This is a genomic window from Candidatus Krumholzibacteriia bacterium (assembly GCA_030748535.1).
Classification (GTDB): domain Bacteria; phylum Krumholzibacteriota; class Krumholzibacteriia; order JACNKJ01; family JACNKJ01; genus JASMLU01.
In genome coordinates this window covers 217,267-230,735 of sequence record JASMLU010000001.1, presented here as the reverse complement: position 1 = coordinate 230,735, position 13,469 = coordinate 217,267, and the positions used below count along the sequence as shown (strand labels likewise).

Annotated in this window: 12 protein-coding genes; 11 read left to right on the top strand and 1 reads right to left on the bottom strand. The window is 57.7% G+C overall.

All coding sequences use genetic code 11. The annotated features are described in order from the left end of the window. Positions 1–40: 40 nt before the first annotated feature. The 5 genes from QGH30_01090 to QGH30_01070 all read left to right on the top strand — a co-directional run bounded on the left by QGH30_01090 (position 41) and on the right by QGH30_01070 (position 4,065). The gene (locus QGH30_01090) at positions 41–853 is read left to right on the top strand and encodes a FliA/WhiG family RNA polymerase sigma factor (GenBank protein MDP7020934.1); all 813 of its coding nucleotides are present in this window, start codon (positions 41–43) and stop codon (positions 851–853) included. Then, positions 854–1,060, top strand: a complete 207-nt coding sequence (locus tag QGH30_01085) for a hypothetical protein (protein ID MDP7020933.1) — start codon at positions 854–856, stop codon at positions 1,058–1,060. An 11-nt stretch (positions 1,061–1,071) separates the two neighbouring features. Further along, a complete protein-coding gene (locus tag QGH30_01080) occupies positions 1,072–1,365 on the top strand; it encodes a hypothetical protein (protein MDP7020932.1) in 294 nt (97 codons plus the stop codon). A gap of 99 nt (positions 1,366–1,464) precedes the next feature. After that, positions 1,465–2,958: a sigma-54 dependent transcriptional regulator gene (locus tag QGH30_01075; protein ID MDP7020931.1), complete on the top strand. Its 1,494-nt coding sequence runs from the start codon at positions 1,465–1,467 to the stop codon at positions 2,956–2,958. 60 nt (positions 2,959–3,018) lie between these two features. After that, positions 3,019–4,065, top strand: coding sequence for a hypothetical protein (locus QGH30_01070; protein MDP7020930.1), 1,047 nt, complete (start codon positions 3,019–3,021; stop codon positions 4,063–4,065). Here the strand turns inward: QGH30_01070 and QGH30_01065 are convergent. Continuing rightward, positions 4,062–5,984, bottom strand: coding sequence for a LysM peptidoglycan-binding domain-containing protein (locus tag QGH30_01065; protein MDP7020929.1), 1,923 nt, complete (start codon positions 5,982–5,984; stop codon positions 4,062–4,064). The two genes, QGH30_01070 and QGH30_01065, sit on opposite strands and share 4 nt — an antisense overlap. A gap of 195 nt (positions 5,985–6,179) precedes the next feature. Between QGH30_01065 and QGH30_01060 the strand changes: the two genes are divergently transcribed. Genes QGH30_01060 through guaA form a run of 6 tightly spaced genes read left to right on the top strand, consistent with a single transcriptional unit; the run spans position 6,180 to position 13,454 of the window. Beyond that, complete coding sequence (locus QGH30_01060; protein ID MDP7020928.1) at positions 6,180–7,466, top strand: GGDEF domain-containing protein; 1,287 nt, start codon at positions 6,180–6,182, stop codon at positions 7,464–7,466. Positions 7,467–7,491: 25 nt separating this feature from the next. Further along, positions 7,492–8,811 (top strand): ComEC/Rec2 family competence protein, encoded by a 1,320-nt coding sequence (locus QGH30_01055; protein ID MDP7020927.1) that lies wholly within the window; start codon positions 7,492–7,494, stop codon positions 8,809–8,811. A 58-nt stretch (positions 8,812–8,869) separates the two neighbouring features. Then, positions 8,870–9,496, top strand: coding sequence for a phosphoribosylglycinamide formyltransferase (purN, locus tag QGH30_01050; GenBank protein MDP7020926.1), 627 nt, complete (start codon positions 8,870–8,872; stop codon positions 9,494–9,496). Beyond that, entirely contained in the window at positions 9,493–10,410 is a 918-nt protein-coding gene (locus QGH30_01045; protein MDP7020925.1) for a phosphoribosylaminoimidazolesuccinocarboxamide synthase, read from the top strand. The genes purN and QGH30_01045 overlap by 4 nt, the downstream gene beginning before the upstream one ends. After that, positions 10,407–11,903 carry a bifunctional phosphoribosylaminoimidazolecarboxamide formyltransferase/IMP cyclohydrolase gene (gene purH, locus QGH30_01040; GenBank protein ID MDP7020924.1) on the top strand — a complete coding sequence of 499 codons (1,497 nt, stop codon included), beginning with the start codon at positions 10,407–10,409 and terminating at the stop codon, positions 11,901–11,903. The genes QGH30_01045 and purH overlap by 4 nt, the downstream gene beginning before the upstream one ends. 6 nt (positions 11,904–11,909) lie before the next feature. Beyond that, on the top strand, positions 11,910–13,454 hold the full coding sequence (guaA, locus tag QGH30_01035) for a glutamine-hydrolyzing GMP synthase (protein ID MDP7020923.1): 1,545 nt from the start codon (positions 11,910–11,912) through the stop codon (positions 13,452–13,454). Positions 13,455–13,469 lie beyond the last annotated feature (15 nt).

Genomic DNA, 13,469 nt, shown 5'->3' with positions numbered 1-13,469 from the left:
AGAATGCGCTTTGAGTGAAACGCAAGGAAAAGCTCCTAACATGGAGTATATAAAGAGGATATGGAGTTGGTACTGGGCTTCCCCGAATCCAGGGGATCGGGAGAAGCTCGTCCTCCATTACCTCGGGCTGGTCAAGTATGTGGCAAGTCGCCTTGCGGCCGGTCTGCCGGAGTCGGTGGATCGGGACGATCTGGCCGGAGCCGGTATGGTGGGCCTGATGAAGGCGATTGAGTCCTTTGACCCTGCCAAGGAAGTCAAGTTCGAGACATACGCCCTTCCGAGAATTCGCGGATCCATGCTCGACGAACTCCGCAGCCTTGACTGGCTACCCCGTTCCATGCGTCGCAAGAGCCGGGCTCTCCAGACGGCAACCAGCCAACTGGAGGGGCGTTTGGGGAGAAGTCCCAGTGACCGTGAAGTTGCCCGGCACATGGAGTTGGATCTCCATGACTTCCACAGCATGGTGGGGACTCTGGCTCAGGGTAATCTCCTCTCTCTGGACGAAGAGGTTCGCACCCGGGAAGACGGCACCTATACGACCTTCCGGGAGCTTCTTGCAGATCCCGGAAGCGAGAGAGCGGATCATCAACTGGAAGAACAGGAAATTCAGACAATCCTGGTGGAGACTCTTCGGGGAATGCCGGAGAGAGAGCGACAGATCCTGACCCTTTACTACTTCGAGGAACTGACCCTGGCAGAAATCGGGGAGGTTCTCGGAGTGACGGAAAGCCGGATTTGCCAGATTCACGGGAAGGCGGTTCAACGTCTTCGCACAAGAGTCCGGGAAAGAACCCGGGACCGGAAACCCCTTCCGAGAACGCGCAAACCGGGAGCGCGTCTTCAGGGAGTCTAGATGGACAAGCTTCCTCGAATCCTGACAGGTCCTACCCGGCCCGACCCGGTCGGGCGAGCGAGCAAGGAAAGGCGCCGGGAAGAGGAAGCGGAGGCGTTTCCCTTGCCCCCGGGAAAGAAGAAGGACGAAGAGGAATGTCCGAAGGAGAAGCGAGACGGGGAGAGAGATTCTGAGGAACAGGGACTTCTCCTCGATGAGAGAGCCTGAAAGGAAGCATCATGGAAAGCATCAATCTTGACCTGATTCGAAACGCACTCCTTGCGTCTCCCCAGCACCTCTTGATTGCGGCTACCATGGCCGCGATTACCAGTTCCCTGCTCTTTGCCCTGAGCGCTCTGGTCTGGAGAAACCGTCAGAAGAAGAGCGCCCCCCAGCCTCTTGAAAATCTCCGAGCCGAGGTCCCCCGTGAAGCCCCGGATTGCGAGGAAGTCTGTCCCCCGGAAATCAGCCTGAGAATCGACGCTCTGGAACGCAGAATCCAGATGCGCCAACTGGAAATCTCCGGCAAATAGGGAACTTGACAGCCCCCCGTTCCCATTCTAATGTAATGTCAGAATGGCAGTTTCAATCATAGCTGCCAGCCGCATTACTTTGGAAAGGGGCAAAACTCCATGTCAGATATAGGGTTGATCGTTAGCCGCGATGAAGACCTTACCCGACAATTCGACCAGTGGGGGCGCCTTGAGGACACGGACCTTCTACAGGTCGGGGATCTCGAAGAGGCCTATTCTCGCATGGCGGAATGGGAGCCCCTTTTCCTTCTGCTCGATTGCCGCCAGATCGGCGAGGGCCACCTGAAGCTTCTCCGGAAGTTGCGACGCAAGTTTCCCACTTTGGACATCATTCTTCTGGAAAGCCCCCGCTCCGACAAGGTTCGGGAGTCCGAGAAAAGGGCCGGCGCGGATCTCTTCCTCGACCTTCCCATTTCAGAGAGAGACCTGAAACTGCTTCTTGGCAGGAGACTCCGACTGCAGAAGTTTCGCCGGGTCTCCGGAATGCTGGGCAAGAGTGAGGCTCTTGAACAGATTATCGAAATGATCCTCCACATTTCCCGAACCGACATTTCGGTACTGATCACCGGAGAGAGCGGGACGGGCAAGGAACTGGTAGCCCAGACCCTGCACAGCTTTGGCAAGCGTCAGAAGAAGTCCTTTCTGGCCCTCAATTGCGGGGCACTTCCGGAGGGAACTCTGGAGAGCGAGCTCTTTGGACATGAGAAGGGAGCCTTCACGGGCGCGACTTCCATGCATGCCGGCCACTTTGAAAGGGCTGACGGAGGGACTCTTTTTCTGGATGAGATCGGGGAGATTTCCCCTTCGGTTCAAATCCGTCTGCTGCGGGTTCTCGAAACGGGCGAGTTCCAGCGGATGGGAGGAGTTCGCCCCCTGAAGTCGGATGTTCGGCTCCTCGCCGCGACCAACCGGAACCTCGAACTGGAGGTGAGGGAAGGGCGTTTCCGCAGGGATCTTCTGCACAGGATCAAGGTCTTTGAAATCCGTCTTCCTTCCCTTCGGGAGCGACGGGAGGACATTCCTCTTCTGGTGGAGCACTTCATTCGGGAGACTCACGAAAAGGAAGGAACCGAGATCCGGGAAGTGGATCCGCAGTTGATGGAAGTTCTTTCCGAGGCACCCTGGCCCGGGAATATCCGCGAACTGAGAAATGTGGTGCAGAGAATGTGCGTTCTGGCCGAAGGCAAGCGCCTTTCCCTGCGGGATCTTCCGGACGCTTTTCTTCGAAGTGAAGAGTCGAGTCCTGCCAATCTACCCATTCCCCTGGGTCTCAAACCGGAGGAGGCGGAAAGGGAGTTGCTTTACCGTTCCCTTCTCTCCCTGAAGGAAGATGTGCAGGATGTTCTGGGGATCCTCCGCAGTTTTCAGGAACAGATGATGGGGGATCCCGACCTTCCGCCTCCTTCACTGCGTGAGATCGGGCGAGACCTCAGCAGAAATGAGGAGAGCATGAGTCTGGAAGACATGGAGAAGGAGATGATCCGTCGCGCACTTCAGGAGAACAACGGGCATCGTCGCAAGGCGGCGGAAGTTCTGGGGATCAGTGAAAGGACTCTCTATCGCAAGATTCGGGAGTACGGCTTGCTCTCATGATTTTTCTGGTCGAGCAATCTCTCATCCCCTATCATTCCCGGAACAGACAAGGAAGGCTGAATGAAATACTCCCGGATCCTCCCGACACTGCTTCTTGCCCTGTTACTCGCGGCGGGAAGTGCGGATGCTGACAAGTATGCTGGCGAGTTCATGGCCAAAGGGACGGGAGCCCGCCCCCTTGCCATGGGAGGAGCCTTTTCTGCAGTAGCCGACGATGCCAATGCGGTGTATTTCAATCCGGGGGCTTTGGCCTTTCAGGAAAAATCTTCGGCCAGCCTCATGCATTCCGAGCGCTTCGGAGGCTTGGTTCAGGTCGATCACGGGGCCTTCCTCTACCACGCTGATCTCAATGGCCGACCCTCGACTCTTGCCTTTTCCGTCCTGAGAGTCGGTGTCGATGAAATCCTCTTTACCGGGGATCATCCCTTCAATGATCTGGACGGCAACGGGGAGTTCAGCGGCCCGGAGGAATTGCCGGCAGAAATTGATCCTTCCTACTTCCGCACAGTGCAGGATGCGGAGTGGGCGGTTCATGGTGCCTACTCGCGGATGTATGGAGACTGGGCGGTCGGAGCGGCGCTCAAGGTGATCTACCAGTCGGTCGGGGAGTACAACAGTTTCGGATTCGGGCTTGATGCAGGAATCCTCTCGCCCCTCACTCCCGGGAATCTTCGATTCGGATTACGAGTGGCCGATCTGAGTGCGACCTTCATCGCCTGGAACACGGGAGTGCAGGAGATCATCCGTCCCTCCCTGCGCCCGGGAGTTTCCTGGAGGAAACGCCTTCCAGCGCTACAGGCGGAACTGCTTCTTGCCTCGGATCTTGATATCCGTTTCGACAGCCTCGGTTCAGCAGCAGACCTTTCCCTGGGCCTCGTCAGTGTGGATCCGCACCTGGGGATGGAACTCACTCTTCTCGAGGTGGTCTCCCTCAGGGCTGGCTACGATGCGGGGGACTGGACTCTTGGCGGGGGCTTGCACCTGCTGGGCAAGCGCGGGTTCCTGCCTGCCTTCGCCTACTGCAGTGAGTTGACGCTGGACTACGGTTTCGGAAGCCACGAGGAACTTGATGGCAGCCACCGGGTCGGTCTCGCACTGCGCTTCTAGAGATCCGTGTAGACGACGAGCCTTTCTCCCGGATGAATCACCTTGCGTGCGGCAAGCTTCGGGTTCCATTTTCTCATCTCGGAGACACTGGCACCGTACTTCTTGCCGATCCGGTAGAGACTCTCTCCCTTGGCCACCACATGAGTTCGTTTCACGCTTCGCGGCGAACTGCCCGGGGCCTTGCTTCCTTCGGGATGGAGGAACTGTAGAACCTGGTTCGGATAGATGCGCGAAGAAGGCCCGAGCCGATTCCAGTCCTGAAGTTGCCGAACCCTGCATCCCAGTTTTCTTGCAATCACCGACAGGTTCTCTCCCTTTCGAACCGTGTAGAGGCTCTTCCCCATTCCCAGGGGAGTGGACAGGGAGGGGAGCATCTTCTCTGCGGCACTGGCGACTCCGCCGTTCTGACTGGGTCTGAAGGGTATGTCGGGATGGATGGGAACTACGATCTGGCTGCCGGCCCGAAGAAGGCGTGGGTTCTGGATGCCGTTCTGTCGAGTGATGGCCTTGACGGTGGTTCCGTAGCCTTTGGCAATGTCGTAGAGAGTCTCTCCCTTTTTCACACGATGTTTGCGAAAACGGATCTGCTCCTGCCGGGAGAGAGTGGCGAGAGTCTTGCCCAGGGGGCGAGACTTTCCCTTGGGAACATGCAGTACATATTCGCCCCGGTCCGGGGGAGTGCACCAGCGAAGCAGTTGGGGGTTCATCTTTCGAAGAGTTTTCAGCGGTATGTTTCCCTTGCGGGAAAGCAGGCTGAGGTCAGCCGCCTCTTTCAGAGACAAATCCTCGTACTGGAAGGGACGGGCCTTGGGCAGGGAGAATCCGAACTCCTCCAGATTTGAGGCGATGATGGTGGCCGCCATCATCTTGGGGACATAGTCCCGGGTCTGTCGGGGGAGTTTGAGTTCCCAGAAGTCCCGGCTTCCGGATCTGCGTACGGTCGCCTGCACCCGGAACTCCCCGGAGTTGTAGGCAGCCATGGCGAGGTTCCAGTCCTGGAAGATGCCGTAAAGGTGCGAAAGATACTGGCAGGCCGCCTCCGTGGAGCGGACAAAGTCTTTTCGCTCATCTACCCAGTAGTCGATGCTGAGTCCGTATCTTCTTCCCGTTCCCCGAATAAACTGCCAGGGGCCGACAGCACCGGCACTGCTTTTTGCCGAGGAGGAAAAACCACTCTCGATCATGGCTAGATAGAAAAGTTCCCGGGGCAGTTCATGCTGATCGAGAGCGGACTCGATCAGGGGACGGTAAATCTCCCCTCTCTCCATCCAGAGCTCAAAGGTCTTTCGTCCCTTTCCTGTGAAATAGAAGATCCATTTGCTCACTCTCTCGTTGCGAACAAGCCTCAGGGGGCGGCTGGGAATCTCGGGCATTCCCCCATACCAGATGGCAAGAAGAGAGTCGTCGGCCACGGCCAAGGGTGCAGAGAATTGCATCAAACTCTCTTCGTCGAGGATCTCCTGAAGCCGGTCGATGCGTTCCCGGAGGCTTCCGAGATAGAGCTGGGTCAGACCGTTGACCAGACTGTCCTCCTTCACCGTTTCCAGATAGGCATCCACTTCGTCGAGTGTCTCCTGGCAGTGGAGAAGGTCGCCCGTAGCGAGACTGTGGACCGCGTGATCAAAGGATTCCTGAAGCTCCTGAAGACGGGGGTGGAAGGCGAGAGCACGGTCCCGGATCGACCATTCCTGGGCAGGTGGCGCTGGGAGAGTCTCCAGCGTGGAAAGGGGAGCCGGGGTGGCTAGTGTGTCGACAAGAGCGACTTGAAGGGTGTCGGGAGTGGACAGTATCTCCTCAGGAGAGGTCTCCGGAGTAGCTTCCAGATCCCGGGAAAGAAAAAAAGTTTGAAGGGGAGCGCAGGCCGAAAGAAAGAGAGTCAGGGCGAAGAAGGGAAGGATGAGGGACTTTGAGAAAGGCATGGAAACTCCCAGCAAGAATTCTACGACTCATTTCAGGCAGTTTGGCAGTCTAGGTTCACTCAAGGAATCTGGCAATGAAGAAAACGAAAGGAGACAGGGGGCAGGCAAGCCCGAAAAATGGTATAATCGTTTCAGGTCCCCGTGGTTCCAAGGGAAACGCGTGGTGGAGTGTACCCTGGTCTCGGATTGACAACGATGGACAGACTTCGAAAGACCAGTCGCTACTTTCTTGAGCACCTTGTCCCCTGGGATCTGATTCCGGAGTCAAAGCGTCGGCATCTGCATGCCCTTTTGCACGAGGATGATGAGGATGCCATCGCTCTGGCGGCTTTGGACCTTGCAGAGGATCTTGCCTCCCGGGGGCACTTCGAGAGACTCGGTCCTCTTCAGTACCGCGATCCCCGTTCAAACTCCGTATTCCGTTTCCCCGCCTATGCCAGAACAGCCCCGGCCTCTCAGGAAGGCAGCGAAAGCGCGAGACTGCTTCAGGCTCCGGAGCCTGAGGATCTGGAGGCGATCTACGAGGAGATTCTTTCGGCACTGCGCCTGGAGGAAGCGCGCGGTGGAGGCATCGGGGAGAAGAATCGGCTCATGCTGCTTCTCGATTCCTGGATTCCGGGGGCCGCAGTTACGCTCTACGGTTTTCAGGAACTCCGGGGTCTGGAACAGGCTCTCGGCATGGAGATCGTCCGCCTGGAGGTGGAGACTCTGGCTCAGGGACACCCTTTCCGGGAAGTGATGCGACTGCAGGCCCCGCTGAAGCTGGACAGTCGGGATCCGTCCTTCCGTTCCTATCCGAGAAGAGCAGAAGGCAGTAAGGAAACCGTCTTCCTCCTCCCCCTGTTTCTGGAAGGGCAGGCCTGGGGGATTCTGGAACTTCTCTTCCCTGGCGAGCCCTCATTGCCCGGACTGGAAGGGCGTCTTCAGATGCTTGGTCGGGCACTTTCCCACCAGATCTACAATCACCGGGTCCTCTCTCGCGTCGTTTTTGTGGACTGGCTGACCCAGGTCTACAACCGAACCTTTTTGGAGATGCAGTTTCCTATCGAGGTGGAGAAGGCGCGGAGAAATGGAGAGACTCTTGCACTCCTGATGATCGATCTCGATGACTTCAAGCGGGTCAATGATACCTGGGGTCATGACTGGGGCGATCGGGTTCTTCGTGATTTCGCCTCCGTCTTGCGAAAGACCTTCCGGAGGGTGGACTCCATCTTCCGCTTCGGAGGGGAGGAATTCATGGTGATTCTGCCTCGACTGGATCGCGAGCGAGCGTTTCGGGCGGGGGAGAGGCTTTTGGAAGCCATCCGGGATCATGAGTTCATTGTGGGCGAGGCAGGACTTCGCCTGCCCCTGAGTGCCAGCGTCGGCGGAGCAGTGTTTCCGGACGATGCGGCCAGCGAGGGGGCCCTCTTCAAGACTGCCGACGAATGTTGTTACCGCGCCAAGAAGGGCGGCAAGGACCAGGTGGTCTTTCCCGACTGATCCTCCCCGGATCTCCTCGATATGAATGTTCCGAGCACTCTTCCTTGCAGAGTTGATCGTCCTCTGGCCGGCCTGTGGTCTGGGGATCCTGCGTGGCTTGGCACTCCTGATTGCCTTTGTCCCTCTTCCCTCGCGACCGGGAAGAACCCTCCCGATCTTCATGCTCGGAATTCTCCTTGCCCTGTTCTCGCTCAGGGCGCTCCCTCAAATGGGAGAGGGAGAGGTGAAGGGTCGATGGCTGCGCTCCTGGAAGTCCCGAGACGGTCTCTTCGAAGGGAAGGTGGCGGGGATTGAGGGAGTGGTGTTTCGCGGTTGCGGGGCGGAAACGCCCTTTCCGGGAAGCCCGTTTCATGGAAAAGGCAGGCTTTTGCCACTGCGGGCGGCAGGACGAAAGGAATTTCGCCTTGAGTCCTGGAAGGCAGAGCAAAGGGAGAGCGCAGTGCAGCGCGCTTCCCGCAGGGGGCGATTGAATCGGAGCCGGCAGCTTCTCTTTCGGGCAAGTCGGCACTGGCCCGCGAGCACCCGTCCCTTGGCCCGAGCACTTCTCTTCGGGGATCGAAGAGCCTTGAGTCGGCGTCAGGTCTCCCATTTCCGGGACGCGGGTCTGGCTCATCTGCTGGCTCTTAGCGGCATGCATGTGGCCTTCTTCCTTCTTCTTCTGCGAAGACTCTTTCTGTCTTCGGGACTGGGAATTGCCCGGAGTGAGATCCTCCTTCTCTTTCTTCTGCCCTTCCTCCCGATGCTCGGAGGAGGGGGGCCATCGCTGAGAAGAGCCTCGATGATGGCGGGCTACCTGATCCTCGGTCGCAGGCTGGGGGGGAGACCTCCTGCTCTGGAAGCCCTCTGCTTTGCCGGCTTTTGGGAAGTTCTGATTCTGCCGACAACGCTTCACTCCGCAGGATTTCAGTTGAGCTACATTGCCACGGCTTCCCTGATTGTGGCAGCACAGGCCTTTCGTTTTCGCCATGGCCTTCCGGGACGGTGGCTTCTGGAGGCCATGGGAATCTCGGTCCTCTGTAACTACGCCACTCTTCCCATCGCCCTGCCCCTTTTTCACCGGCTTCCCCTGGCCGGCCCTCTCTGGAACCTTCTGGCGGCACCCCTTCTGGGCGCATCCCTTCTGAGCGGCTGGCTCTTTCTACCGCTATCCTGGCTTGGCATGGGAGAAACTCTGGTACTCATCCCATCGACCCTGATGTCTCTTCTTGCGGGACTTGCCCGCTGGGGAGGAGAGCATTGGCACTGGGTGCTGGAGGGCTTGAACCCCGGGGACTGGGTCTGGCTTCCCTGGGCGCTGGGAATGCGATTATTGTGGATGGCAAGATCCCATCCTGCAAACAGTTGACAGATGATAAGTCCCTCAATAGGATGCCTCATAATTCACTCCTACAGGCAGGGTAATCATGCAGCGCATCGCTGTTTTCGCCTCCGGGCGGGGAAGCAATTTCCTCGCTTTACTGGAGGCTGAAAAGGAGAAGCTCTTTCCGGGACGCATCGTTCTGCTCCTTAGCGACCAGCAGGATGCAGGGGCCATCGAGCTTGCCCGGGAGCATGACCTGCCGGTCTTTGTCCTTCCCCCCGGTCGGGGCAAAGGCAGGCTGAGCGAGGCAGAAGAAATCTCTCTGCGCGATGCCTGCCAACTGTCCGGAGTGCAATGGATCTGTCTGGCCGGTTTCATGCGGATTCTTCGCGGCCCTCTTCTGGAAGCTTATCCGGATCGTATTCTGAATATCCACCCATCACTTCTTCCTTCTTTCCCCGGGCTTCATGCCCAGAAACAGGCCTGGGAATTCGGAGTGAAGGTGGCAGGCTGTTCGGTTCACTTTGTGGATCAGGGGGTGGACTCGGGTCCGCTTGTTCTGCAGAAGGAGGTCCGTGTGCGGGAGGGAGAGTCCTCAGGGGACCTCTCTGCCCGTATTCTGGCAGAAGAGCATCAACTATATGCGGAAGCACTTCGACGCCTTTTCACAGACCCCTGGGAGCGTCGTGATCGCAGGATCGTATTCACAGAAAGGGAAAGGAAATCATGAAGGACACTCTTCCTCGTGTGCTGGCCAGAAGTGAAGACCTTGGGCTGAAGCCTGACTATCGTGGCAAGGTTCGGGATCTATTCGATCTCGGAGAGCAGCTTCTTATCGTCGCCACGGACCGCATCAGCGCCTTCGACCACGTCATGGCTGAACCGGTTCCTGGCAAGGGTGAAATGCTGACCAGAATTTCCGTAGACTGGTTTCGCATGCTGGGGGATCGAGTGGATCACCATCTGATCAGCGATGACTGGTGTGAGTTTCCGGAACCCTTCAATCGTGTGGAGCTGGGCGGCCGCAGCATGCTGGTTCACAAGACGAACCGCTTTGATCTGGAGTGCGTGGTGCGAGGCTATCTGACCGGCTCTGGTCTGAAGGACTACCAGGCCACGGGAGGGGTCTGCGGGATTCCCCTGCCAGACGGCATGCAGGATGCCGATCGGCTTTCGAAGCCTATTTTCACTCCTGCTTTCAAGGCCGATGAGGGCCACGATCGCAATGTGGATCATGCAGAAGGAAGGGAAATTGTCGGAGAAGAGTGGTTCGACACGCTGGAGGAGACCAGCATGGAAATCTACCGCATCGGTGAGGAATACGCCCGGGAGCGGGGGATCATCATTGCGGATACCAAGTTCGAGTTTGGCGTGAAGGACGGGAAGCTTCTCCTGATTGATGAGGTTCTGACTCCCGACAGTTCCCGTTTCTGGGCCATGGAGGACTACCAGCCCGGCTCTTCCCCGCCCTCCTATGACAAACAGGTCTTGAGAAACTGGCTCGAAAAGACCGGCTGGGACAAGAACAGCACTCCTCCCGCCCTTGATGAAGAAATAGTGAGGGAGGTCTACGGTCGCTATCGCGACATTCACGAGAGACTGTTTCCAAAAGAAGGGGCTGAGAGGGAGGGACAGAGTTCATGAAACGGGCACTGCTGAGTGTGACGGACAAGTCAGGTCTGGAGGCACTGGCCGGCTTCCTTCAGGAACAGGGAGTGGAAATGATCGCCAGCGGCGGCACGCGCGCCTATCTGGAGGAGCGCGGCTTCCCGGTTCAGGAGCTTGCTGCCTATACGGGCCAGGCAGAGTGTCTTGGAGGTCGCGTCAAGACCCTTCACCCTCGGGTGTTCGGGGGGATTCTTGCCGACCCGGCTCTGCATGCGGAGGATCTTCAGTCCGGGGACTTCCCCCTGATTGATCTGTTAGTGGTCAATCTTTATCGTTTTCGGGAGGCCGCTTCCGATCCGGACAAGAGCCCGGAGGACATTATCGAGTCCATCGACATTGGAGGGCCGAGTCTGCTGAGGGCTGCTGCCAAGAACCATGCAAGGGTCAGTGTCCTTTGTGATCCCGGAGACTATGCTTCCTTTATGGAGCATTGCCGGAAGCATGGCGGCAGGACCGAGGATCGCTATCGCAGGTCTCTTGCCGCACGCGCCTTTGCCCATACACGGGACTATGACATTGCCATTGCAGAATGGTTTGAAGGAGACTCCGGGGACTCTCCTGTTCTGGGGCTACGCTACGGGGAGAACCCGCATCAGGCTGCCTGGCTGCATTTTGGAGATGCGGGCGGCCCTCCTTTTCAGCAAGTGCAGGGGAAGGAGCTTTCCTACAACAACTATCTTGATCTCTCCGCGGCTCTTGACCTGTTGCTGGATTTGCAGGGCCCTGCGGCCGTGATTCTCAAGCACAGTAATCCTTGCGGTGTAGGTTTTGCCGATACAGGAAGTGAGGCGCTTCGGCGGGCCTGGTCCTCAGATCCGGTGAGTGCCTTCGGGTCTGTGATCGCGATGAGCGAGACTCTGGATCTGCAGGCCGCGGAGTTTCTGAAGAAGAAGTTCATCGAGGTTCTTCTCCTTCCTTCTGCCGACGAAGAGGCCCTGAAGCTTCTTTCCTCCAAGAAGAATCTGAGGATCCTGCTCATTGAGGATATCTCCGCCTGGAGAGTCCGGGAAGTGAAACGCTCGGTGGGTCCTCTTCTTCTTAGGCAGGAAGCAGATCTTGATTTTGCAAGCCCTCAGGACTGGACGCTGGCAACGGGAAAGCAGCCCGGAGAGGTGGGACTGCGGGAACTGGATCGAGCCTGGCGAGTGGTCAAGCATGTGAAAAGCAATGCGGTTCTGATCTGGAAGGGCAATCGGCTGCTTGCCGCGGGGGCGGGGCAGATGAGCCGACTGGATTCCTGCCGTATTGCAGTGGACAGGGCCAGGGAACTTGGCCATGAAATCGAGGACTCCGTGGCCGCATCGGATGCTTTTTTCCCCTTTCCCGACGGTCTGGAAATTCTTGCTGAAGCGGGAGTAAAACGGGTGATTCAGCCGGGAGGATCCATCCGTGATGAGGAAGTCCTCAAAAGGGCGGAAGAACTGGGCATCACAGTATTGCTGACAGGTCGCCGCCATTTCCGACATTAGGAGAACATGATTCACGAAGAGCAATCGATCGTCATTCTTGACTACGGATCCCAGTACACGCAGTTGATTGCGCGCAGGATTCGGGAGCTCAAGGTCTACAGTGTCATCCTGCCCTGGACGGCAAGCAGGGAAGAAGTGCTGCGGGAAAACCCCCGGGGCCTGATTCTTTCGGGCGGGCCTTCCAGCGTCTATGACGAAGGAGCTCCGGAACTGCAGGACTGGATTCTCGGTCTAAAGATCCCGCTTCTCGGAGTATGCTACGGCATGCAACTTCTGGGGCGAGCTCATGGCGGGCGAATTGACAGCAGCGATAGGCGCGAATACGGACTTGCCAGAGTCCAATGCGACCCTGCGGCAGGTCTCTTTCTGGGAATGGATCCCGAGGAAGAGGTCTGGATGAGTCATGGCGACTCCATGCATGAACTGCCCGAAGGCCTTCACTCCACGGCCCACAGTGAGGGAAGTCCGGTCTGCGCCTTTGAGGATGAGTCCGGCCGCATTCTCGGTTGCCAGTTCCATCCGGAGGTGGCTCACACAAAGAACGGCCTGAGCATGCTCCGGAACTTCGTCTTCGGCATCTGCAAGGCGGATCCAGTCTGGGATCGGGAACATTTCATTGATGTCAGTGTCCGGGAGATTCGGGAGAAGATTGGAAGTGACCGGGTTCTCTGTGCTGTCAGCGGGGGAGTGGATTCCACGGTGGTCGCAGCCCTTCTGGACCGTGCTCTTGGAGAGCAGGTGGATTGTGTTTTCGTGGACAATGGTGTTTTGCGAAAGGATGAGGGCGATGAAGTGGAAGAGCTCTTTCGCTCCCACTTCCAGGTTCGATTCCACCGTGTGAACGCGCAGGAGCGTTTCTTCGAGGCCTTGCGCTCCTGTGAGGAGCCGGAGGAGAAACGTCGGCAAATCGGTCATACTTTCATTCGGGTTTTCGAGGATGAAGCCCGTCGCCTGGGGCCGATTCCCTGGCTTGCCCAGGGAACCCTCTACCCCGATGTGATCGAATCAATTTCGGTGAAAGGCCCGAGCGCAACCATCAAGAGCCACCACAATGTGGGAGGACTGCCTGAGGACATGGACTTTCAGTTGCTGGAGCCCTTGAGGGAACTCTTCAAGGATGAAGTCCGGGAACTGGGAGTCGCGCTTGGTTTGCCGGAGAAGTTTGTGCAGAGACATCCCTTTCCCGGCCCGGGGCTCGGGGTCAGAATCCTGGGAGAAGTGACTCCGGAGCGAGTGAAGGTTCTTCAGGAAGCCGATGCAATCTTCATCCAGGAATTGCATGACAGTGGCTGGTACGACAAAACCTGGCAGGCCATGGCTGTGCTCTTGCCCGTCCATTCCGTGGGAGTGATGGGCGACCAGCGCACTTATGAGAATGTGATCGCCCTTCGTGCCGTGAACTCCACCGATGGCATGACGGCCGACTGGAGTCGACTGCCTCACGATCTGCTTGACCGTGCCAGTAACCGCATCATTGGAACGGTTCGCGGAGTGAATCGTGTGGTCTATGATGTCAGTTCGAAACCTCCAGCAACCATCGAGTGGGAATGATCCGAAGAATTACCA

Excerpts from the sequence above, each read along its gene's own strand:
- purH (MDP7020924.1), top strand. The coding sequence starts at position 10,407 with ATGAAACGGGCACTGCTGAGTGTGACGGACAAGTCAGGTCTGGAGGCA.
- QGH30_01070 (MDP7020930.1), top strand. The coding sequence starts at position 3,019 with ATGAAATACTCCCGGATCCTCCCGACACTGCTTCTTGCCCTGTTACTC.
- QGH30_01085 (MDP7020933.1), top strand. The coding sequence starts at position 854 with ATGGACAAGCTTCCTCGAATCCTGACAGGTCCTACCCGGCCCGACCCG.
- QGH30_01075 (MDP7020931.1), top strand. The coding sequence starts at position 1,465 with ATGTCAGATATAGGGTTGATCGTTAGCCGCGATGAAGACCTTACCCGA.
- QGH30_01065 (MDP7020929.1), bottom strand. The coding sequence starts at position 5,984 with ATGCCTTTCTCAAAGTCCCTCATCCTTCCCTTCTTCGCCCTGACTCTC.
- QGH30_01060 (MDP7020928.1), top strand. The coding sequence starts at position 6,180 with ATGGACAGACTTCGAAAGACCAGTCGCTACTTTCTTGAGCACCTTGTC.
- guaA (MDP7020923.1), top strand. The coding sequence starts at position 11,910 with ATGATTCACGAAGAGCAATCGATCGTCATTCTTGACTACGGATCCCAG.
- QGH30_01080 (MDP7020932.1), top strand. The coding sequence starts at position 1,072 with ATGGAAAGCATCAATCTTGACCTGATTCGAAACGCACTCCTTGCGTCT.
- purN (MDP7020926.1), top strand. The coding sequence starts at position 8,870 with ATGCAGCGCATCGCTGTTTTCGCCTCCGGGCGGGGAAGCAATTTCCTC.
- QGH30_01055 (MDP7020927.1), top strand. The coding sequence starts at position 7,492 with ATGTTCCGAGCACTCTTCCTTGCAGAGTTGATCGTCCTCTGGCCGGCC.
- QGH30_01090 (MDP7020934.1), top strand. The coding sequence starts at position 41 with ATGGAGTATATAAAGAGGATATGGAGTTGGTACTGGGCTTCCCCGAAT.
- QGH30_01045 (MDP7020925.1), top strand. The coding sequence starts at position 9,493 with ATGAAGGACACTCTTCCTCGTGTGCTGGCCAGAAGTGAAGACCTTGGG.